Below are 22,137 nucleotides of genomic sequence, written 5' to 3'. Positions count from 1 at the left end.
GCCAGCCGGTGAATGCGACGCCGGTGCAGCCTGTTGGTGCTAGCGCGGCACGCCCAGCGCCCGGGCGTGGTGATGCAGATGCTCATCGATGAAACTGGCGATGAAGTAATAACTGTGGTCATAACCCGGTTGGCGCCGCAGCGTCAGCGGGTAGCCCGCAGCGGCCGCCGCTTCTTCGAGCGCTTCCGGCTTGAGCTGTTCAAGCAGAAATGAGTCGTCCTCCCCCTGATCCACCAGGCACGGCAGCTTCTCGGTCGCCTGGGCCATCAGCTCGGATGCATCCCACTGCTTCCATTGCGCCTCGTCAGGACCCAGATAACGCCCAAGCGCCTTCTGCCCCCAGGAGCACGCCGACGGATTGGCGATCGGCGCGAAGGCCGAAACCGAACGATAGCGACCCGGATTTTTCAGCGCACAGATCAGAGCGCCGTGACCACCCATCGAATGTCCGCTGATACTGCGTTGTTCGCTGACCGGGAAATTCGCCTCGATCAGCGCAGGCAGTTCCCGGGCCACATAGTCGTACATGCGGTAATGGGTCGCCCAGGGCTGCTGGGTAGCGTTGACATAAAAGCCCGCACCCAGACCAAAATCGTACGCGCCGTCCGGATCGTCCGGCACGCCTTCGCCACGAGGGCTGGTATCCGGGCAAACGATGACCAGACCAAGTTCTGCAGCCAGCCGCTGAGCCCCGGCCTTCTGCATGAAGTTTTCATCGGTACAGGTCAGGCCGGACAGCCAGTACAACACCGGCAGCGGGTTGCCCTGCTCCGCCTGCGGCGGCAGGTAAACCGCAAATATCATGTCGCAGCCAAGCACGTCGGAGCGGTGCCTGCAACGCTTGTGCCAACCGCCGAAGCTTCTGTTGGCAGCGACCAGTTCCAGATCAGTCATTGAAACCTCTTCGTGGGCAGTGATCGATAGTCCTTCGAGGTCCCGCGCGCCGGGTGAGGCGGGAACGGACCCGGTCAAGGCTTCTAGAAATGGATAACCGTACGAATACTCTTGCCCTCGTGCATCAGGTCAAAGGCCTCATTGATCTCGTCCAGTCCCATGTTGTGAGTGATGAACGTATCGAGCGGGATCTCGCCGGTCTGGGCCTTCTCGACATAGCCCGGCAGTTCCGTACGGCCCTTGACGCCGCCGAACGCGCTACCACGCCACACCCGACCGGTCACCAACTGAAATGGACGGGTGCTGATTTCCTGGCCAGCACCGGCAACGCCAATGATGGTCGACTCGCCCCAGCCCTTGTGGCAGCACTCCAGAGCAGCGCGCATCAACTGAACATTGCCCACGCACTCGAAGGAATAATCCACACCGCCATCGGTCATCTCGACAATGACGTCCTGAATCGGTTTGTCGTGATCCTTCGGATTGACGAAATCGGTAGCACCCAGCTCACGGGCGATATCGAACTTCGACGGGTTGATGTCGATGGCGATGATGCGACTGGCGTTGACCATTTTCGCACCGATAATCGCTGCCAACCCGATACCCCCGAGGCCGAATATGGCGACGGTGGCGCCCGCTTCAACCTTCGCTGTATTGATCACGGCGCCGATGCCCGTGGTAACGCCGCAGCCAAGCAGGCAGACCTTGTCCAGAGGCGCTTCCCTGGGGATCTTCGCCAGTGAAATTTCCGGCAGAACGGTGTACTCGGAAAAGGTTGAGGTGCCCATGTAGTGATAGATCGGCTTGCCCTGATAGGAAAAGCGGGTGGTTCCATCAGGCATCAGACCCTTGCCCTGCGTGGCCCGGACGGCCTGACACAGGTTCGTCTTTCCCGATCTGCAGAATTTGCATTCGCGGCATTCGGCCGTGTACAGAGGGATAACGTGATCACCTACTTCCAGCGAGGTCACCCCCTCGCCCACCGCCTCGACAATGCCACCGCCCTCATGACCGAGAATCGCCGGGAAAATGCCTTCCGGATCCTCACCAGACAACGTGAACGCGTCGGTATGACAGACCCCGGTCGCCACGATACGCACCAGAACTTCGCCGGCCTTCGGCGGAGCGACGTCTACTTCGACAATTTCAAGTGGCTTGCCTGCTTCGAACGCCACAGCTGCGCGGGACTTGATCATCAAACTTTCTCCAACTGCGTTAGGGTCGGCACAGTTTAGGTCATGCGGGACGGGGGCGAAAACAGCGCGTGCGCCGCTGACCAGGGGAAGCTGGAACAACGGGCACGAAAAAAGGGGCCGTAGCCCCTTTTTTCAATGCGTCACATCGAGACGATGTGCGCACACGGCGCGATCAGTTCATGCTGGATACGCGCTGCTGCAGCTCCGGATCGCTCTGCAGACGGGTTGCAATTTCGTTGTACTTGGGAATTTCCATACCCTCGTCACGAACGGCCTCGACCATTTTTTCCTGGGCTTCCATCTGCAACGACTGGGCCTTCTCCTGATCTTCAGCTTCTGCCAGCTTCTCGGAGAACTCGTCGCGGATCTCGCTTACCTTCGACTCGGCAGAGGCAAACTTCTCCAGATCGTTATCGCTGATCTGTGCGGTTTCAGCGCCCATGGCACCCGGAGCACCCTGCTGGCCTTGCTGAGTCTGCTGAGCCTGCTGGCCCTGCTGAGCGCCTGTAGCACCTTGCGAACCGGTAGTGGACTGTGCAAGTGCGCTCGGTGCGGCTGCACCAAGGGTAGCCAGAGCGACGGCGGCGGTAAGAGTCTTGAGTGTATTCATGGTCTTCTCTCCTTTCGTTTGAGATTCCCTGTTCATCCTTCAAGGTGCGTGCCAACCCTATGTAAAATCACGTATCTATCTGATTTAAGGCATTTTTTTATTCGTCACCCGCCTTCATGCGTCAGCGCTAGCGCGCGATTAGATGTGACATATATATACATGGGACAAATCTGACCGTATCAATCTTGCGCACTCCCCTGTTTATCGCGCGCAAAAAAAAGGGCCCCGAAGGGCCCTCTTCATGCACTAAGCGATCAGTTCGCGTCGCGCTCGAGATCACGCTGTTCGCGTTCCATCTCGTCAGGCGCACCGGTAACGCCCGAACGGTCAGCGGTACGGGCTGGATCATCCATGCCTTCCCCTGCTCGCGCCGAGTTACCCGAAGCACCGGTTGCGCCAGACGCCGAAGTGGCGCTGCTGCCACTGCTACCGGAAGTGGAAGCACCTGACGATTGCGAGCCGGAGGTGGTACCAGCGGCAGCACCCTGCCCGGTCTTCGACTTGGAATCAGACTTCATGTCCTCGTCCATGGTGCTGTCGCCCATACCTGCTTCAGCAGCGCCCCGATTGGTCGGCCGAATGCTGGCGCCTTCCGGACCGGCTGACGTGTTGGTGCCCGAATTGGCGCCCTGTGTGCCGCCAACGCCCGGAGCATCCGGATCAGCGTGGGGAGCACCGGGTGTTGCATGGGTGGCGCCCTGGCCACTGGCGGCCTTGTTTGCGGACGCAGACTGTGCGAGCGCGTCCGAACCGATCATAGAAAGCGAAGCGAATGCAACGGCGGTACCAAGTGTTGTCATGATTTTCATTCTGCATCTCCATCATTTCTGTCTGGATGTAAGGCATTGGGCGAGGCACGCCGCGCAAAGTTCCTCTGAACGGTTGCTACGAGATGTGTGCTCGACGCTTCAGGCCCCGCCAGATACCGGATCAGTAATCGCTGGCCCGATCTTCCTCTTCTTCCAGATCCGAGGTATTTGCAGCGTCGGGGCCGGTCACGCTTGGCGTGCTTTGCGCCGCGCTACCTTCATCGGCAGGGCCCATGCCGGTGCTGGCTCCGGGCGTGGTGGTTCCGCTCCCGGCACCTGTTGCCGTGTCGGTGGAGGCACCGCCGGCAGTACCGGTTGTGGTACCTGTTCCAGTACCGCCGGAACCGGCTGTTCCGCTACTGCCAGCCCCCATGCGAGTGTCTGCCCCAGTGCGGCTGTCAGTGGTCGTGGTCGGACCTGTGGTGGTACCAGCACCCGTCGTGGATCCGGCGCCCGCAGCGGTGCCTGAGCCGGTATTGGTCCCGGTTGCGGCGTCGACGCCGGTGGTGGTGTTGGCGCCCGAGGTACCTGCACCGGCTCCGGACGACCCGGCAGCGCCTTGCGCCATGGCAGCGGTACCGGCCAGGCTGAGGGATGCAAATGCGATTGCGGCAGTGAGAGTCTTCAGGGTGTTCATGCACTACTCCTCTTCGGATGAGCATTAACGACACACCATTTCGCGTAGCCGACCGGATTGTCGACGCTGCGCGGCACTGCAGGCGCATCGATCTTGCAGGGGGCCTCGATTTGCCATGCGGATGAAGCTGTATAGAATCTATACATGATTAAAAAATATCCGCTCGAACAGAAGCTTCCCTTCCTCAAGACCGCCTGGTCCAGTGCCAACGGATTACAGCAGACATTGCTGGTGTTCGTGGTGCTTCCGCTCATGCTGCTGACGGCACTGGGTATACGTATTGGCCTCCAACAAGCGAACCAGTTCCAGGAACAGCGCCTGAAAAACGATCTTGAGCTGATCGGACGCGCTATAAGCATCCCGGTCGGCGCCGCCCTGAGTCAGGGCGATCAGCGCCAGATCGAGCTGTCGCTGGGTTCCGTATTCGTGCTGGGCGAGGTGTACGGCGCCTCGGTTTTCGATGTCAACGGGGTACGCATTGCGTCGGCAGGCATTACTGAAAGCGACCTGTCGCGGTCGACGATTCCCGAACGCATCGTGTCCACGGGCCAGGGACAGGAAGGCTACAGCCGGGTAGCCGGGCGCGAACTGTTTTCCCACTTTCTGCCGCTGTTCGACAGCGCCGGGCAGATTCAGGGGCTGATCCAGATCACGAGATTGGCGAGCGATTTCCGTCAGGCGCTGGATCGCTTCACCATCATCGCCTGGTTGATCTGGGGATTGCTCAGCGTGACCATCGTCGCCGCGGTGCTGCTGGGCCACCACGGCGGGATTGGTCGCTACGTTGACAGACTCCTGGAACACATGAGCCGCGTCGCCCAGGGCGACCACTCGCACCGTGCCGGTCTGGATGGCCCTCAGGAAGTGGCATCGCTTGCAGAGGGACTCAATCGGATGCTCGACAGCATCGAGGCGGCCAACAGCGAACTCGACGAACATCGCCGCGCCGAAACGGAGCTGCTCAGACGGCTCAAGGACAACGAGAAAATGGCGGCGATTGGCAGCATGGCCCGCGGCATCGCCCATGAGCTCGGAGCACCATTGAGCGTGATAGACGGCCGTGCGCGCCGGCTGGAGCGTTCGGCCAGCCTGGATGAACAACAACAGCGGCAACTGATAGGCATCCGTTCACAGGTCGCCCGCCTGACGCGTACGGTGAGTCAGCTGCTTGATTACTGTCGTCCGGCTGCGCCTCAGCCTCGCTTGCTGGACCCCCATCTGATGATCGCCAACATCGTCGAGGGCATTCAGCCTGAAGCCGATTCCAGCGCACGCACGCTGTCAGTCGGAGCCAGCGACGCGCTGCCGCCGATCATGGGGGACTCCGGCCGCCTCGAGCTGGCGCTGCTGAATCTGGTACGCAATGCCCTGCAAGCGTCCACCAGCCAGGTCCATATCCGCGCGCGGACCGACGACGACTGGTTGCGAATCGACGTCATCGACGACGGACCCGGGCTACCCGATCTGCCAGTAGAGCAGCTGCTGGAGCCGTTCTTCACCACCAAATCCCCCGGCGACGGTACTGGCCTCGGCCTGGCCATCGTACAAACCGTCGCCGAGGAACATCACGGCAGACTGACCTTGCACAACGCCGCGGAAGGAGGCTGCATGGCGACGCTGTTGCTGCCGCTTTCGCACCCAATGAACCCGGAGGTTGCATGAACGACAGGGAGCACATCGTACTCATCGAAGACGACCGGGGCCTGCGCGAGCTGCTGCAGGAAGAACTCGAGGGTGAAGGCTATTCGGTAACCGCCTGCGCAGATGCCGAAAGCGGTCTGCTGGCGATACGCGAGCACGTGCCCGCGCTCGTCGTCAGCGACCTGCGCCTACCGGGTGCGGATGGGTTGAGCCTGCTTCCGGCCATCGCGAAGTGCTCCCCCAGACCTTCGGTGCTGATCATCACCGCCTTCGGCTCGGTCCAGCAGGCGGTGGAATCACTCAAGGCCGGCGCAGACGACTTCCTCACCAAGCCGCTTGAGATGGATCACTTTCTGCTGACCGTAAGCCGGCTGCTGGATAACCGGCGCCTGCGTAGCGAAGTCCAGCGTTACCGCTCGATCCTCGGCGTCGAGCAGTTTCACGGCATTATCGGGCAGAGCCCGGCCATGCAGCAGCTGTTCCACCAGATCAGGCAGATCGCCGGCTCGGACGGCCCGGTGCTGGTCCAGGGCGAAAGTGGAACGGGCAAGGAACTGGTCGCGCGCGCCGTGCACGAACAGAGCTCGCGCAAGGATAAGCCCTATCTGGTGGTGAACTGCGGAGGGATCCCCGGCGAACTGATGGAAAGCGAATTCTTCGGACATTCAGCCGGAGCATTCACCGGCGCGAAGAATCAACGTGCCGGCCTGTTCCAACAGGCCGACGGCGGGACGCTGATGCTCGACGAACTCGGCGAGATGCCGCTGGCCCTGCAGGCCAAGTTACTGAGAGCCCTGCAGGACGGGCGCATCAGGCCGGTCGGCAGTGATCATGAAATCCAGGTTGATGTGAGGGTCATCGCCGCCACCAACCGCAACCTCACCGAGGCTGTGGCAGATGGCACCTTTCGCGAGGATCTGTACTACCGGCTGGAAACGTTCGGCATTCAGGTGCCACCTCTGCGCTCACGCCGCGAAGACGTCCCTCAGCTGGCCGCGTTTTTCCTGGCGCGGTTCAATGCCCGCCAGGGCCGTAGCGTCAAGGGCTTCAGCGATGAGACCCTGGCGCTGCTGGCTGGCTACGGCTTCCCCGGCAATGTGCGCGAGCTGCAGAACGCTGTCGAGCGCGCTGCGACGTTTTGCGATACGGCGCTGATCGAGCCCCGTCATCTGCCCGAACGCATGCTCGATACGCCTGCCGCGGAGCCCGCTTCAGCGGACGTGTCGCACGAAGACGCTCCCAGCCAGGGCGATGCGCAGAATCTGCCGGACCTGGAGACCGTTCAGCGCAAACACATCCATCGCGTCCTCGCTGCGACCCAGGGGAACAAGCGACGGGCTGCCGACATCCTCGGCATCACTCGCCGCACGCTGTATCGCTGGCTGGAGTAACCACAAGGATAAGGCTGTCGCATACCGGACGATTCCGCGCGCTGCTGAAGCTGGTGTACAAGCTGCAGGGGGCCTACGGTCGGAGCGACATTGCACAGGAGTACTCCATGGAATTTGCCAAGGCATTCTTCGATATCGGCGTGTTCACCAACCAGCGCGAGGCCCAACAGGTGTTCTGGGCGGAGCGTGCGGGCTTGCCGTTCGACCATACCCAGAAGCTCGGCGGCGGCGTGTTGCAACATCGCTATCAGGCCGACGCCGCAATTCTGAAACTCAACGATGCACGCGATGCGCTGGCCGACATCGGGCCAGGTCCGATCCGAGAAATACTGGTCGCAAGTCCTGATGCTCCCGAGCCGATATCGCTGAGCGACCCGGACGGCAACCGTGTGACGCTCGTACCTTGCGGTCACCAGAACATACAGGGGCTGGCCGCGCGTCTTGTGGTGAGCGATCCCCTGCGCAGCCGGACGTTCTATCGCGATGCGATAGGCATGACCGAGCTCTCTGATGACAGGCTACATTGCGGCCTGGGTCAGTTGTGGCTGGAGCCCGGCGGCACCGCCGACCCTGACCAGCCTCTGGCCGCTCGCGGCATCCGCTATCTGACCTTTCAGGTGTTCGATTGCGATACGGCGTTCGCGCACGCCGTTGCGGCGGGAGCGATGCCTGCCCGAGAACCGGTGACGCTGGGGAGCACAGCCCGCATTGCCTTCGTGAAGGATCCCGACGGTACCTGGATCGAACTGTCTCAACGCGCTTCGGTCACCGGCAAGGCGGTCTGAAAGAGGTTCTGGAAGCACCTCTTTACAGAGTCTTTACGCTGCAGGGCGCGCGCTTGACAGTGAGCACAGTACACTGGCTCCACGATTTCAGCAGAGACCTCTTACGATGAACTCCGCAGCACCGGGCAAACGCCGCCGGTACGTCTGGCTTGCGCTGGCCATTGCGCTGTGCGTTGCGCTGGCCGGCTGGTATGCCTGGTCCAGCAACGCCCGCGGTACCCCGACCTACTCCACTGCCAGCGCAGAACGCGGCGACGTGGAGGACAACATCACGGCACTCGGAACGCTCGAGCCCTTGAACAACGTGGATGTCGGTACTCAGGTCTCGGGGCAGCTGCGGGCACTGCATGTGCAGCTGGGCGATCAGGTGGAGGAAGGTCAGCTCCTCGCGGAAATCGATCCCACCGTGTATCTCGCCCGCGTCGAGGCGACCCGCGCCCAGCTGGCCAACCTGAGGGCGCAGCTGGCCGATCGCGAAGCCCAGCAGACGCTCGCCCGGCTGCAGGCCCAGCGCCAGCGAAATCTGATCGAGCTAGACGCGACCAGTCAGGAGCAAGTGGAAAGCGCCGAGGCCACCCTGCGCTCGGCCAACGCACAGATTCAGGCCATCGAAGCCCAGGTCCGCCAGGCCGAATCGGCGCTCAAGGGGGAAGAAGCCGACCTCAATTACACCCGCATTTACGCACCCATGGGCGGCACCGTGGTGCAACAGCTGGCCAACCAGGGCCAGACGCTGAATGCCAACCAGACGGCGCCGATCATCGTGCGGGTCGCCGATCTCAGCACCATGACCGTCCGCACCCAGGTGTCAGAAGCCGATATCGCCCAGTTGAAGGTGGGCATGCCGGCCTACTTCTCCACGCTTGGCCAGCCGCAACGGCGCTGGGAGGGTACGCTACGCCAGATATTGCCCACGCCCGAGGTGCTCAATAACGTTGTGCTGTTCAACGCCCTGTTCGATGTACCCAACCCTGACGGCAACCTGCTTCCGCAGATGAGTGCTCAGGTCTTTTTCGTGCGCGCGGCTGCGCGGGATGTGCTGACCATTCCGGTGGCGGCCTTGAAGCCGGCCTCCAGCGAACAACGCCGCTCGGACGGTGACTGGTGGCAGGTCGAGGTCATCGATGCACAAGGCGGTATCCAGCCGCGGGAGGTCCGTGTAGGCATCCGCAACCGGGTGAGCGTGGAGGTCCTCGAAGGCCTGAACGAAGGTGAACAGGTCGTGACCGGCCAGGCCAGCACGGCTGCGGCCAACCGTGGCGGCCCATCCCGCCGGTTCATGTGACATGGCAGAGCCCCTGATCAGCCTGCAGGACATTACCCGTACCTACCGCAACGGCGAGCTGGCGACCACGGTGCTGCATGGCGTGTCGCTGGACATCCACGAAGGCGAGTTCGTCGCCATCATGGGCGCATCGGGTTCCGGTAAATCGACATTGATGCACCTGCTCGGCTGTCTGGACAGTCCCACGGCCGGCAGGTATCGCTTCGCCGGTGAGGATATCGCCGCACTGGACAAGGATCAGTTGGCACATCTGCGGCGCAAGACCTTCGGGTTCATATTCCAGAGTTATCACCTGATCCCCTCTGCCACCGCGACGGAAAACGTCGAAGTGCCGGCCATCTATGCCGGCACACCGCGCCACGAACGGCATGCCCGCGCCGAGGCGCTGCTGAGCGAGCTGGGGCTGGCCGAACGACTCGGCAACCGTCCCAGTCAGCTGTCCGGCGGGCAGCAGCAGCGCGTGTCCATCGCTCGTGCGCTGATGAACGATGCACGGGTGATCCTGGCCGACGAGCCGACCGGCGCGCTGGACAGCAAGAGTGGCGCCGACGTTCTCGCGCTGCTCAAACAGCTGCACGCCCGGGGCAAGACGGTCATCGTGATTACCCACGACCGCGAAGTCGCCAGCCACGCCGATCGTCTGGTGGAGATCAGGGACGGCCGCATCATTCATGACAGCGGCCCGTCAGCACGCGCGCGGCAGTCTCCAACCGGCTCGGACTGCCTCACCGGAGAGCGGGAGACAGAGCGGCGGGCGGCGCTTGCTGACACCGGGGAGGCCATCCGGATGGCATTACGTGCGCTGCGGGCCAACCTGTTTCGCACGGTACTGACCCTGCTCGGTATCGTCATCGGCGTAGCCTCGGTGGTGGTGATGCTCGCAGTAGGCAATGGCGCGCGCCAGGACGTGATCGATCGCATCAGCTCGCTGGGCACCAACCTGTTGCTGGTCCGACCCGGCGCACCGAACATGCGCCGCTCGCTCGACGGACAGGTCACCACGCTGGTCGCAGCCGATGTGGAGGTGATCGCCGAGGTCGACAACGTTCGGGCCGCCGTGCCGGAGATGAACGGCCGCGTCATCCTGCGCGCCGGCAATACCGATTACTCCACGCAGGTAACCGCCACCACTGCAGCGCTGCCGCTGGCCCGCGATTGGGCCGTGGCGGCCGGCGTGTTCATCGATGATCTGGACAATCAGCGCTATTCGGCTGTCGCGGTGCTGGGAAAGACGGTCGCCGGCAATCTGTTCGGCAGTTCCGACCCGCTGGGGGAGTACGTACTGATCAACAACGTGCCCTTTCAGGTCATCGGCATCATGGCCGAAAAAGGCGCCGCCCCCTGGGGCGCTGACCAGGACGACGTTGTGTTCGTGCCACTCAACACCGGCAGCCTACGGCTGATCGGGCAGCGTTATCTGAACTCGATAACCGTGTTGATCGATGATCTCGCCGCAGCAGAAGCAACACAGGAGGCCGTACAGCAGACACTGTTGCAGGCCCATGGCGGCGTGGAAGACTTCCAGATTCGCAACATGGCCTCATTGCTGGAGAACATCGCAGATACCCAGAACACCTTCACCGTACTGCTCGGCTCGATTGCAGCGATATCCCTGCTGGTCGGCGGCATTGGCGTGATGAACATCATGCTGGTCAACGTCACCGAGCGTACGCGGGAGATCGGTATACGGGTGGCGACCGGCGCGCGCACGCGCCACATCCTGCAGCAGTTCATCGTCGAGGCGCTGGTGGTGTCGGCGATCGGCGGGGCGCTGGGTGTACTGTTCGGGCTTGGCTTCGCTGCGCTGCTGCAGCTGCTTGGCACGCCCATCCAGTTCACGCCGGGTCCGGTGGCTCTGGCCTTCGGTTGCGCATTCGCCACCGGCCTGATCTTTGGCTACATGCCCGCTCGCAAGGCGGCGCATCTCGATCCAGTGGTGGCCCTGAGTGCAGAGTAAAGGATTCATCCTGCTACCGGTCGCCCTGCTCACCCTGGCCGGCTGTGCAGCCAGGGTGGCGCAGCCAGACGTCGGAATCGACGTGCCTGATAGCTGGAGCGTACACACGCCAGAGGCCGAATGGCCTGCCGAGGACTGGTGGCATGGCTATCAGTCCCCCGCCCTGGATGAGCTGCTTCACCGTGCCCGTAAGGGCAACCTGGATCTGGCCTCCTCGGCCGCCCAATTGCTGCAAGCTGACGCCCAGCTCCGTCAGGCCGGTGCCAGCCTGCTCCCGCAGCTCGGCGGGAGCCTAGGCGCCTCGCGCAGTGAAAGTCAGCGTGCCGCCGAGCCCAGCAGTGACCGTCGCAGCTACTCCGCCGCGCTGAACGCCAGTTACGAGGTTGATTTCTGGGGACGCAATCGGGCCAACGTGGAGTCAGCGCGGGCGGCGTTGCAAGCCTCCCGCTTCGATCGGCAAACGCTGGCGCTGAGTATCGATGCCAGCGTGGCAAGCACCTGGATACAGTGGCTGGAAACGCACGAGCGGCTTCAACTTGCGCGCAGAAGCCTGGAAAACGCCGAGCGTGTGCTTGCACTGATCGAAGCCCGCCAACGCTTCGGAGCGGCAGACCGGCTTGAAGTCAGTCAGCAGCGTACACTGGTGTTGCAGCTGCAAGCTTCATTGCCTGCGCTCGATCAGAGCGAACTGCAGTTGCGCAATGCGCTGGCCCTGCTGCTGGGTGAAGCGCCCGGTACGACCCTTCCCGCGCCGATTGCGCTTGGCAATGTGGCTGTGCCGGAGATTGGCGTCGGCCTGCCAGCCGAACTGCTGGCCCGGCGCCCCGACATTCGCGCCAGCGAAGCGCGCCTTGCCGCGGCCAATGCCGATCTGCATGCAGCGCGGGCAGCGTTGTACCCCTCCATTCAGTTGACCGGCCAGCTCGGCGTGCAAAGCCTGGCGCTGTCCGGACTGGTCAACGACCCTGCCAGGACCTGGAACCTGGTAGCCGGGCTTACCCAGCCGATCTTTCAGGGCGGGCGGTTGCGGGCGCAGGTCGACCTGTCCGCGGCGCGCCAGGAGGAACTGTTGGTGAATTATCAGCGGGTGGTATTGCAGGCGCTGCAGGACGCCGATACGGCGCTGGGCGCGGTGTATCGCGCGCGCATGCGGTTCGCGCTGCTCGAGCAGGCCAACGAAGAGGCCCGCCGATCGTTCGACCTGGCCGAGACACGCTATCGCGCCGGCGCCATTACGCAGCAATCACTGCTCGACACCCAGCGCACCTGGTACCAGAGTCAGGACAATCTGGCGCAGCAGCGTTCGGCCTGGCTGCAGACCACCGTCGACCTGTTCCGGGCCCTGGGTGGCGGCTGGCAGGAGCCGGCGGTAAGCTACGCAGAGCCATCCCCCTCAGGAGACTAGTCCTTGTCAGCCGTACTGCATCTCGCCACGCTGATCGACCGGGAGTTTCGCACTGAACCACAGGCCTATGTCGGTCTCGTCTCGCATCTACAGCGGCTGGATGAACTGTCGCGCACCCTGGGCGTGACGCCGCCGAGCCAGTTCATCGATGTCACGGAACTGGAGTACCGGGAAGCCGCAGTGCTGATCGAGCCCGACGCGGCAACGCGCGCCGAGCCCGACCCGCTGACCGGCCTGCCCTATGGCATCGAAGACATGTCCTGGTCCCCGGTGGCGATCGGAATGGTGACCATCGAGGCGCTGGCAGGCTATCTCTCGCGTAACCAGCCGAGCGGTATCGGCGAGCGCGCCCGTAGCGATCTGCGTGAGGAGCTGGCTCAGCTCGAACGGGCGCTTCGGCCGCTCGAGGCAGAAGGCGCGCAATTTCATCTCGCGGCGCGCTGAAGTCAGAACGGCTGCGGGTTGATCCCCGGCCTGGCAGGTTCGCCCGACGCCGCCACACCCGCCGCCTGCTCGCCGAGCAGATCGAGCATCCTCGCGCGCGTTTCGGTCATGAGCCCCGCCAGATCATAGCGGCAGCTGTCGATTGGCTCACCGATATGTACGGAGACCGGCTGCCCCAGATTGAACTGCCGCGTTCTGGCGGGCAGCACGTGATGAATGCCGCGAATGGCTACCGGTACGACGATCGCTCCGGTGTCCAGCGCCAGGTGGAAGCAGCCCTTCTTGAAGGGCAGCAGACTGCCGTCCGGCGAACGGGTCCCTTCAGGGGCAGCCCAGAGCACGATCCCAGACTCCATCATCGTCCGAGCTCGCTGCAGATCAGCCAGCGCCTGGTCGCGCCTGTGCCGGTTGATCGATGGAAACTCTGCCGCGCGCATAGCCGAGCCCAGCAAGGGAATACGGTAAAGCTCCGACTTGGCCAGCATGCGAATCGAGCCCGGCATCGCGACGAATGTGGCAGGGATGTCGTAGTGGCTGGCGTGGTTGCAGAGAATGATGTACCGCCGGCCGTCATTGAAATCAGGACAGTCGCCTTCAACGCTCAGGCGCATCCGGATCAGCCGCAGTAGCCAGCCGGACCAGCTTCGTGTGTAGCGGTCCACGCGGCTGCGCTCGAGCCGTCCCAGCGCAGCGCGCCAGAGTACGTCGACGCAGTAGGCCACGGTAACCAACAGGGAGCCGAGAAACACGCCGATCCGCTGCCACGGCGCGGCTGCTGTTACCTTCCGTTGGTTGCATGCCATGGGGAATCCTCGACCAGCGGCAGACGTTTCTTGAAATACAAAGCTTGCCATAGTTCATTCCCCAGCGCCTATGCTCCTGATTCAGCACCTCCTACACGGGCGTTTATGACAGAACTGGTCCGCATCGTTTACATCAGTCGCGCGAGCTTCCAGCCGGTATCGGCGGAAGACGGGGTGGAGCCGACCGTAGCGCGCATCCTTGCCGTGTCGCGGCGCAACAACCAGCGCAGCGGGGTGGTTGGCATGCTGCACTATGGCGACGCCTGCTTCTTCCAGTGCCTGGAAGGTGAACGCGGCAAGATCAACTCGCTGTACCGTCGACTGCAACGCGACGGCCGTCACACGGACCTGAAGGTGCTGGTACAGGAGCCGATTCGTCGACTCTCATTCCCCGACTGGTCGATGAAATTCGTCCCGGTCGATACCCACGTCAGAAATCTGCTTGAGCAGCATGGTTTCAGTACCTTTGATCCCTATCGCTTCGATCATCATCTTGTCGAGCGGATGCTCAGTCTTATGCAGGGCAGTGCTGATCCCACCCAGGATGATCCGGTGGTAGCGCCCTCCGCTCCGGCGCGTTCGACGATGATCGTTCACGCGCCACAGACCCAGACCGGAAGTGCCGCTCCGAGTGGGCGCTGGCCGCTAATCATCAGTCTGCTTGCGCTGGGCATCAGCCTGCTGAGTCTGCTGATGTCGATCAGCCGCAGCGGATCCTGAAGCGGGCTCCCGCTTCGTCAGCAGCTATGCAGCGTTCTTTTTCTGGTGAATGGTTGTGACCTCGGCGCGATTGATTTGCCATAGTGTCAGCTGACACCCTGACCGGACCGAGGCCATGACCGAGCAGCACATCCTTCACGTCAACGATATCGAACTGAGCGTCCATTTCTCCGGCCCGGAGGACGGCAAGCCGGTATGGCTGCTGCACGGCTTTCCTGAATGCTGGTACTCCTGGCGGCATCAGATCGACGCTCTGGCGGCAGCAGGCTATCGCGTATGCGCGCCGGAGATGCGTGGATATGGCCGTACCAGCGCGCCGCAACCGGTTGAAGCCTATGATGTGATTACGCTGTGCGGCGACATCCAGGCCGCTATGGATCACCTCGGGCACACCCGGGTCGCCATGATCGGCCACGACTGGGGCGCACTGGTGGCCTGGCATATGGCGCTGCTCGAGCCCGAGCGGGTTCAGGTCGTTTCAGGCATGTCGGTGCCGTTCGGCGGTCGCCCGAAGCGCCCGGCCATCGACATGATGCGCGAACACTTCCAGGATCGCTTCCACTACATTCTCTACTTCCAGCAGCCCGGACGCGCCGAAGCGGAACTGGAGTCGGACATTCCCCGAACCATGCGTCTGGTCATGCACGGACTGTCCGAGAGTGGCAGCGGCAATACATTGTTCGGTAACAAACCAGCCGACGCGCGCTGGCTCGACGACCGCGTCGATCCGGGCGTGCCGCCGCAATGGTGTTCGCAGGACGCCTTCAATGTCTACGTCGAGACGTTCGAGCGCAGCGGCTTTCGCGGGCCGTTGAACTGGTACCGGAACTTCGGCCGCAATTGGGAGCGCACCGCAGATCTCGCCGGCCGCATGATCGAGCAACCCGCCCTGTTCCTGATCGGTGATGGGGACCCGGTAGGCGAAATGGAAGCCTACACGATCAAGAAGATGCCCTCACTGATACCCCGGGTCGAGCAGCATGTGTTCGAGGACTGCGGCCACTGGATTCAGGGCGAAAAGCCCGAGCAGGTCAATCGATACCTGCTCGAGTTCCTGAAGCGTACTTTTACCTGACGCCGCGCCCCCTGGCATATCGACAGTCGTCTCGCTCAAGGAAATTTCATGCAACCGATCGATCTTTCAGGCAAACGTATTCTGCTCACGCATTCTGATGCGTTCATGGGCCCAGCTCTGCACCAGATGTTCAAACGCTGCGGCGCAGAGGTCATTGCTGCCGAAGGAGCACTGACCGGCCCTGGCGAAGCGCAGGCGGTTGTCCGGCAGGCCGGCCGAATCGATGCGCTGGTGGCCAACCTCGGCGTACCTGCACCGAACACCCCGGCAGTCGACGTCGAGGACGACGAGTGGCGCCTGATGTTCAGCCAGATGGTCGACCCGCTCCAGCGGCTGGTACGCGCGGCGCTGCCGACGATGATCGAGCGCAAGTCCGGCAAGATATTGTTGATGGGCAGTGCTTCAGCGCTACGCGGCATCAAGCGTGCCTCCAGCTATAGCGCCGCGCGGGGTGCGCAGCTTGCGTATATCCGTTCGGTGGCGCTGGAAGCGGCGCCGCACAATGTGCAGATCAATGCGATCGCACAGAACTTCGTCGACAATCCGACGTATTTCCCCGAAGAGATTCAGGCCAATCCTGCCTTCCAGGCCAGACTCAAGCGTGAAGTACCGCTCGGCCGCCTGGTATCTGCCGAAGAGGATGCCTCGTTCGCTGCCTACCTGTGCAGCGATGCAGCCGACTGCTTCGTTGGGCAGATCTTCCCCGTGTGTGGCGGGTGGGCTGACTGACCATGTCGAACGAGAACGCCGCAGTCGCACACAGCCTGACCATTGCCTCGCGGTTCTGCGGGCCGCCTGATAGCGGCAACGGTGGATACGTGGCCGGACTGTTGGCGCGCGAAATGTCAGGCCAATGCCAGGTCACGCTCCATGCACCGCCCCCTCTGGATCGTCCGCTTTCGCTGGTTAGCGCGGGCGATGGTTTGCAGCTGCGCGATGGCGATCGGCTGCTGGCCAGTGCGCGACCCTATCAGCTGGTGATGGACGTGCCTCCACCGCCCACCCAGGACGAGGCAAGCCAGGCCCAGCAGCACTTCGTCGGCATCGTCCATCATGATCTGCCAGGGTGCTTCGTCTGCGGCCCGAACCGCGAGCCCTGCGATGGCCTGCGTATCTTCGCTGGGCCGCTGGGCGCTGCACAGGGGAACGTTGCTGCATTGTGGACGCCGGATGCGACGCTCACTGCCGCGGACGGATACGTCGCCAGCGAATACATCTGGGCAGCGCTGGATTGCCCCGGTTTCTTCGCCGTGCGCCCGGTTTCCGGCCTGGCACTGCTGGGGCGCTTCGCAGCCAGGTTGCTGGTGCCGGTGCCGGCGGGAGACACGCTGACGGTAGCCGGCTGGGCACTCCGTCATGATGGTAGAAAGCATCAGGCCGGCACTGCCCTCTTTCGCTCCGACGGTGCGCTGGTCGCGTTCGCTGAAGCGACCTGGATCAGCATCCCGGCCCGCTGAACGGTACTCAACTTTATCTGCTGGCGGCCGATTCTCAGAATTGCGACAGCTGACCAGCGAGACGAAACCGTGTCGACTAGGATTCCCTCAGCTTCGCCTATACGACCGAGAAGAGATCGTCATGCAGAGATTGAGCTTTCACGCCCGCCCCGTTTGTCTTGCTGCCCTGCTCGCCAGTACCCCCCTTGTTCTGTTTCCGATCATCGCGCACGCGCAAAGCGCGAATGTTGCAACCTCGACCGCCTATACCAACGTGTTGAGCCAGGATCAGGTGCGCAGCCTGGTCGAGGCAGCCGGCCGTTCTGATACCGCGCTGCGCCAACAGGCCGGCGAACTGATGTCGCAGGGAGATGCGATCGCCCGGTCGGTATACGTGGAGACACAGGGCCTGATCAGCGCTGACCAGTCCGCCATGCTCGAGCAGATGCTCGAGCAGCGCCTGGCACGGACCCCTGAACGCTCAGCCGGCATGCAGGCGGACCGGCGTACGCTTGGCTGGATCGCAGGCGGCGGGCTGGTCATCGGTATTGCCGCTGCGGCGGCGGGTGGTGGCGGGGGCGGTGGTGGCGGGGGCAGCGATCCAGCTCCGACGCCGACTCCGCCTCCTGAAGGAGGCGATGACCAGCCTGTCACCGAACAGCCCGGCGACGGCTCGCTTCCCGTGCTGACTCCGCCGTCCGACACCCCTGTGCCTGATCAGCCGATTACCGGCGATCCGGGCGCCCTGCCTGATCCGGGCCCCCTCCCCGGCGATGACGAATCAGCCAAGTCGACTCCGCTGACGCGCGAGCACTTCAATACAGGCGGCTACGAGCTGACCTACGGGCACGTTGCTCACGACCGCGGTTTTACAGGCAGTGGCGAGCGCATCGCGATCATCGACAGCGGCGTTAACTCCAGCCACCGGGAGCTGCAGGGCCAGATTGTCGGGCATTACAACGTTCTGACGGGCACCACGACTGAGGCCGATGGGCAGGACAGCGGCGGTCACGGTAGTCACGTGGCCGGGACATTGGTAGCCCGCCAGGACGACTTCGGCGTGGTTGGTTATGCACATGGCGCGCAGCTGCTGAACGTCCGCTTCAGCGACGCCAACGACAACATCACCGCGACCGATGCCCAGCTGGCCAGCGGCTTCGCCTGGGCACGCGCCAATGGCGCCACCTGGTTCAACAACAGCTGGGGGATCGACGCGACCGTCGCCGAATTCAGTCGCGGAGAGGTGGAGGCGTATTTCCCCAACCTGCGCGCAGAATGGCAGGCCGGAGCGCAGGCTGACCGGATCTATGTCTGGGCCACCGGCAACGAAGGTCTGAACCAGCCCCTGGTCTTTGCTGCGATGCCGCAACTGTATCCGGAACTTCAGTACAACTGGGTCGCGGTAACCAGTGTCGACTCCGATACCGGCGTACTCAGCGACTTTGCCAATGCATGCGGTGACGCTGCAGCCTGGTGCGTAGCCGCGCCGGGAACCGACATCATCTCCAGCTATGTTGGTGGTGACGACGCCTACGCCATCGCCTCCGGAACCTCAATGGCCGCCCCGGCGGTGACCGGCGGCCTCGCCGTCATCAGCCAGGCGTTTCCGACCCTGGCGCCGGAACAGGTGGTACAGCGCCTGCTGGTCACGGCCAACAAGGAGGGCATCTATGCCAACCAGAGTTTCTACGGCCAGGGTCTGATGGACCTGGAGCGGGCCACGCGTCCCGTCGGCGGACTGACTGTGGTCAGTGATTCCGGAGACGTGCTGTCGGTAGACGAATCTGCGCTGGTGCTGGGCGGTGCCTTCGGCTACGACAACCCGCTCTCCAGTCTGCAGGTCATGGCGACCGACTCACTGGAAGCGGGCTTCAGTGTCGATCTGGGTGAGCAGGTCAGCCAGCGACGCTATCGCTACGACACCCATCAGGCATGGCAGCGACTCGGACGTAGCTGGCAGAGCCAGGGCGAAGGTCACCACACGCTCAGCTGGACCGCCGGAACCGTAGGCGGATCCAACAGCCAGGTGATGCATTTCAACCAGGGCGCAGGCCGCACCATCAGCATGGGCCAGGTGGATGATCTGGATATGCTTGAGGCGCGCCGCAGCTGGGCCGGCTTCAGTCAACTGGACGCCACGCTCTCCTCTCCCTTGTGGCTGCAACAGCCCGGCGAGCAGACCTTGGCGGTCCGCCAGCGGCTCCCGCTGGGGAGTTTCAGCGTGGATCTGACCAGCACGGCAAATGCGCTTCGCCAGGGTGTGTCGGCCGGCTTGAATCTGCCGACGATCGCCGGCTATATGCCGCGGCTTGAAGCAGGTTACGTGCGCAGCGAGGACGGGCTGTTCGACAGCCACGGGCGCGGCGCCTTCGATCTAGACGATGTCAGCCAGACGCTGTTCGCCGGCGTTCGCGGTGAGCTGCAACAGGGGGCAGTTACCTTCGGTCACGCCGCGTACATTGGTCAGAGTCAGGCCGACGCCAAAGGTCTGTTCAGCGATCTGGGCACGGTGACCACCAGCAGCTGGCTGTTTGCAGGACGCTACGCCCTTGATAAATCAACGCTGGGCGTCGTGCTGCAGCAACCATTGCGCGTCGAGTCTGCCGACACCCGTATCAACGTTGCGACCGGCTACGCCGGGAACCTCTTCGATATGCAGACGGTGACGCTCGACCTGACGCCAGATGGCCGGCAGATCAACCTGGAAGCGTTCTGGCAGAAGCCTGTGTGGAAAGACAGCGATGTGAAGCTGTCCTGGCTCGGCATTCGCGAACCAGGGCATCAGGCGCAGGCTGGACCCATGCAGGTCTTCATGGCCCAGTGGCAGCAGCGCTTTTAAGCGCTGCCTTCCTCCGCGTTGAGATAGGACGAGCGAGTCAGGCCGAGACGCAACGCATCCAGGTAACGGGTGCGTTCGGTCTGGCTCAGCTTGGCCCCTGCCACCTTGTCCCGGTACAGCGTGACCAGCTCGTGCGGCTCGATGTGCACGTAGCGCAACATGTCCTCGATGGTATCGTGGGTTTCGATGCCACCCTGCACCACGCGCCCATCCTCGCGCAGGAAGACATTCACCGAGTCGGTATCACCGAACAGGTTGTGCATGTCGCCCAGAATTTCCTGATACGCACCGACCATGAAAATGGCCAACAGATAGTCCTCGCCTTCCTTCAGTTCATGAACCGGCAGACTGTTTTCGATACTCTGCTCATCCACATAGTGACGAATCTTGCCGTCCGAATCGCAGGTCAGATCCTGCAGCACCGCGCGGCGCAGTGGCTCTTCATCCAGACGGTTCAGCGGCATGATGGGCAGCACCTGAGCAATCGCCCAGGTATCCGGCAGGCTCTGGAACACCGAGAAGTTGCAGATGTACTTGTCGGCCAGCTTGTCATTGAGTTCATCGAGCACCTGACGGTGCGAACGCTGGCGCGCCTTGAGCAGCGTGTGCAGGCGGGTGCACAGGGCAAAGTAACACTGCTCGGCAAGGGCCTTTTCCGACAGCGACAGCTTGCCCTCGGCATACTGTGAACCCACATCGGCCATGTAGTGGGTCGCGCGCCAGTAGGTTTCGGTCACCATCTCGATGTCGGTCTGACCAAGCAGCCCGACAAGGTTGCGCACTACCTGCGGCAACTCTTCGACATTTTCCAGCGGCGGCACCGTGTCGTTATGCCGTTCCACATCGGTGACCTGAACGATCAGCACCGCATGGTGCGCCGTCATGGCGCGGCCACTTTCGGAGAAGATGTGCGGATGGGGCAGGCCCTGTTCGTCACAGAAGTCCTTGAGCATGCCCACCACTGTCTGCGCGTACTCGTCAACGTCGTAGTTGATCGAGCTGGCGTTGCGCGAGTGCGTACCGTCATAGTCCACGCCCAGCCCGCCGCCGACATCGATATGATCCACCGGCATGCCCAGCGCCCGCAGCTCGCCGAAGTAGCGGATCGCTTCGCGGAACCCGTGCTGATAATCGGCCAGGTTCGCAATCTGCGAGCCCATGTGAAAGTGCAAAAGCCGCACACCATCCTCGAGTCCGGCGGCCCGGAAGCGATCGATCACCCGCAGCAGCTGGGCGGCGGACAGACCGAACTTGGACTTCTCGCCGCCGGTGTCAGCCCACTTGCTCGAAGCCAGCGAGGACAGGCGCACCCGCAAGCCCACCTGAGGCGTAATTCCGAGCTTCTCAGCTTCCTCGATGACCAGTCGAACTTCCGACTCCTTTTCGATCACGATGAACACCTTGTGGCCGAGCTTCTGCCCCACCAGCGCGAGGTGAATGAATTCGCGATCCTTGTAACCGTTGCAGACGATGGTGCCGCCCTTGGGTGCCAGAGCGAGCACCGCCATAAGCTCCGGCTTGGAGCCTGCTTCCAGACCGATCGAGACGTTCTCGGTGGCGATGATGTTCTGCACCACCGCCTCCTGCTGATTGACCTTGATCGGGTAGAGCGCCGTGTAGCCACTCCGATAACCCATGTTGGCAATGTTTCGATCGAACGCCCCGGTCAGCTGCCGAACCCGGCTCTGGAGAATATCGGGAAAGCGCACCAGCAGCGGCAGATCCAGTCCGCTGTCGCGCAATTGCTGCACCAGATTCTGAAGGTCGATGCTGCCGCCGCTCGGCCCGTGAGGCATGACTTCGACGTGACCCTTGTCGTTCGCATTGAAATATCCGGCGCCCCAATGCCGGATGCCATAGACGCTGCGGCTGTCGGCCACGGTCCAGGCGGAAGCATCCTCTTTGCGCGAACGTCGCTGTGACACCATCGAACACCTCTTCTGCTGATCTGAGTTGGCTAAAGGATAAAGCAAAACCCTGTCGCCTGCCGGTCGCCGTAGCGGACCAGGAGGTCTGTGACCAATATCTTCAGCCGAGGCCCGTTACCGTTCGTCGGGGTATCGGATCGTCACATCGCAACCGCCCGGCCTCGCTGCGGTCTATCCCTACGGTGCCGCGGGCTGCAGCCAAGCGAAGCGGCCTCATGACAGTATTATTTAACAGGTATAAATATTACATGAGCAACGATACAACCCTGTAAGCGGCTACAA

Annotated in this window: 19 protein-coding genes; 12 read left to right on the top strand and 7 right to left on the bottom strand. The window is 62.7% G+C overall.

Annotated elements, in window-relative coordinates; genetic code table 11:
- Positions 1 to 39 precede the first annotated feature (39 nt).
- From fghA to KEM63_RS04785, 5 genes are all read right to left on the bottom strand, one after another.
- A complete protein-coding gene (gene fghA, locus KEM63_RS04805) occupies positions 40 to 894 on the bottom strand; it encodes an S-formylglutathione hydrolase (protein ID WP_223655064.1) in 855 nt (284 codons plus the stop codon).
- 83 nt (positions 895 to 977) lie between these two features.
- Entirely contained in the window at positions 978 to 2,090 is a 1,113-nt protein-coding gene (locus KEM63_RS04800) for an S-(hydroxymethyl)glutathione dehydrogenase/class III alcohol dehydrogenase (RefSeq protein WP_223655063.1), read from the bottom strand.
- A 172-nt stretch (positions 2,091 to 2,262) separates the two neighbouring features.
- Positions 2,263 to 2,700: a DUF4168 domain-containing protein gene (locus KEM63_RS04795; protein WP_223655062.1), complete on the bottom strand. Its 438-nt coding sequence runs from the start codon at positions 2,698 to 2,700 to the stop codon at positions 2,263 to 2,265.
- A 254-nt stretch (positions 2,701 to 2,954) separates the two neighbouring features.
- Positions 2,955 to 3,509, bottom strand: coding sequence for a hypothetical protein (locus tag KEM63_RS04790; protein ID WP_223655061.1), 555 nt, complete (start codon positions 3,507 to 3,509; stop codon positions 2,955 to 2,957).
- Positions 3,510 to 3,630: 121 nt separating this feature from the next.
- Positions 3,631 to 4,146 carry a hypothetical protein gene (locus tag KEM63_RS04785; protein WP_223655060.1) on the bottom strand — a complete coding sequence of 172 codons (516 nt, stop codon included), beginning with the start codon at positions 4,144 to 4,146 and terminating at the stop codon, positions 3,631 to 3,633.
- A 144-nt stretch (positions 4,147 to 4,290) separates the two neighbouring features.
- On the opposite strand from KEM63_RS04785, the gene KEM63_RS04780 reads away from it, so the two are divergent.
- From KEM63_RS04780 to KEM63_RS04750, 7 genes are all read left to right on the top strand, one after another.
- Positions 4,291 to 5,808: a sensor histidine kinase gene (locus tag KEM63_RS04780; protein ID WP_223655059.1), complete on the top strand. Its 1,518-nt coding sequence runs from the start codon at positions 4,291 to 4,293 to the stop codon at positions 5,806 to 5,808.
- Positions 5,805 to 7,178: a sigma-54-dependent transcriptional regulator gene (locus KEM63_RS04775; RefSeq protein ID WP_223655058.1), complete on the top strand. Its 1,374-nt coding sequence runs from the start codon at positions 5,805 to 5,807 to the stop codon at positions 7,176 to 7,178. The genes KEM63_RS04780 and KEM63_RS04775 overlap by 4 nt, the downstream gene beginning before the upstream one ends.
- Before the next feature lie 107 nt (positions 7,179 to 7,285).
- Positions 7,286 to 7,963 carry a VOC family protein gene (locus tag KEM63_RS04770; protein WP_223655057.1) on the top strand — a complete coding sequence of 226 codons (678 nt, stop codon included), beginning with the start codon at positions 7,286 to 7,288 and terminating at the stop codon, positions 7,961 to 7,963.
- 106 nt (positions 7,964 to 8,069) lie between these two features.
- On the top strand, positions 8,070 to 9,248 hold the full coding sequence (locus KEM63_RS04765) for an efflux RND transporter periplasmic adaptor subunit (protein ID WP_223655056.1): 1,179 nt from the start codon (positions 8,070 to 8,072) through the stop codon (positions 9,246 to 9,248).
- A gap of 1 nt (position 9,249) precedes the next feature.
- Positions 9,250 to 11,205, top strand: a complete 1,956-nt coding sequence (locus tag KEM63_RS04760) for a MacB family efflux pump subunit (RefSeq protein WP_223655055.1) — start codon at positions 9,250 to 9,252, stop codon at positions 11,203 to 11,205.
- The gene (locus KEM63_RS04755) at positions 11,195 to 12,610 is read left to right on the top strand and encodes an efflux transporter outer membrane subunit (protein ID WP_223655054.1); all 1,416 of its coding nucleotides are present in this window, start codon (positions 11,195 to 11,197) and stop codon (positions 12,608 to 12,610) included. The genes KEM63_RS04760 and KEM63_RS04755 overlap by 11 nt, the downstream gene beginning before the upstream one ends.
- A 3-nt stretch (positions 12,611 to 12,613) precedes the next feature.
- Positions 12,614 to 13,054, top strand: a complete 441-nt coding sequence (locus tag KEM63_RS04750) for a hypothetical protein (RefSeq protein ID WP_223655053.1) — start codon at positions 12,614 to 12,616, stop codon at positions 13,052 to 13,054.
- 2 nt (positions 13,055 to 13,056) lie between these two features.
- On the opposite strand, the gene KEM63_RS04745 is transcribed toward KEM63_RS04750, so the two are convergent.
- Positions 13,057 to 13,857: a lysophospholipid acyltransferase family protein gene (locus KEM63_RS04745; RefSeq protein WP_223655052.1), complete on the bottom strand. Its 801-nt coding sequence runs from the start codon at positions 13,855 to 13,857 to the stop codon at positions 13,057 to 13,059.
- Positions 13,858 to 13,962: 105 nt separating this feature from the next.
- Here KEM63_RS04745 and KEM63_RS04740 point away from each other — a divergent pair, with 105 nt between their 5' ends.
- From KEM63_RS04740 to KEM63_RS04720, 5 genes are all read left to right on the top strand, one after another.
- On the top strand, positions 13,963 to 14,577 hold the full coding sequence (locus KEM63_RS04740; protein WP_223655051.1) for a BLUF domain-containing protein: 615 nt from the start codon (positions 13,963 to 13,965) through the stop codon (positions 14,575 to 14,577).
- Positions 14,578 to 14,692: 115 nt separating this feature from the next.
- On the top strand, positions 14,693 to 15,652 hold the full coding sequence (locus KEM63_RS04735) for an alpha/beta fold hydrolase (RefSeq protein WP_223655050.1): 960 nt from the start codon (positions 14,693 to 14,695) through the stop codon (positions 15,650 to 15,652).
- Between the two features lie 48 nt (positions 15,653 to 15,700).
- Entirely contained in the window at positions 15,701 to 16,381 is a 681-nt protein-coding gene (locus tag KEM63_RS04730) for an SDR family NAD(P)-dependent oxidoreductase (protein ID WP_223655049.1), read from the top strand.
- 2 nt (positions 16,382 to 16,383) lie between these two features.
- A complete protein-coding gene (locus KEM63_RS04725; RefSeq protein WP_223655048.1) occupies positions 16,384 to 17,109 on the top strand; it encodes a hotdog fold domain-containing protein in 726 nt (241 codons plus the stop codon).
- Positions 17,110 to 17,230: 121 nt separating this feature from the next.
- Positions 17,231 to 19,927, top strand: a complete 2,697-nt coding sequence (locus KEM63_RS04720) for a S8 family peptidase (protein ID WP_223655047.1) — start codon at positions 17,231 to 17,233, stop codon at positions 19,925 to 19,927.
- Here the strand turns inward: KEM63_RS04720 and speA are convergent.
- Complete coding sequence (speA, locus tag KEM63_RS04715; RefSeq protein ID WP_223655046.1) at positions 19,924 to 21,852, bottom strand: arginine decarboxylase; 1,929 nt, start codon at positions 21,850 to 21,852, stop codon at positions 19,924 to 19,926. The genes KEM63_RS04720 and speA overlap by 4 nt on opposite strands.
- Positions 21,853 to 22,137: the final 285 nt, after the last annotated feature.

The organism is Halopseudomonas nanhaiensis (assembly GCF_020025155.1).
GTDB lineage: Bacteria > Pseudomonadota > Gammaproteobacteria > Pseudomonadales > Pseudomonadaceae > Halopseudomonas > Halopseudomonas nanhaiensis.
The sequence above is the reverse complement of the archived record's forward strand: the minus strand, read 5'-3'. Positions and strand labels throughout refer to the sequence as shown.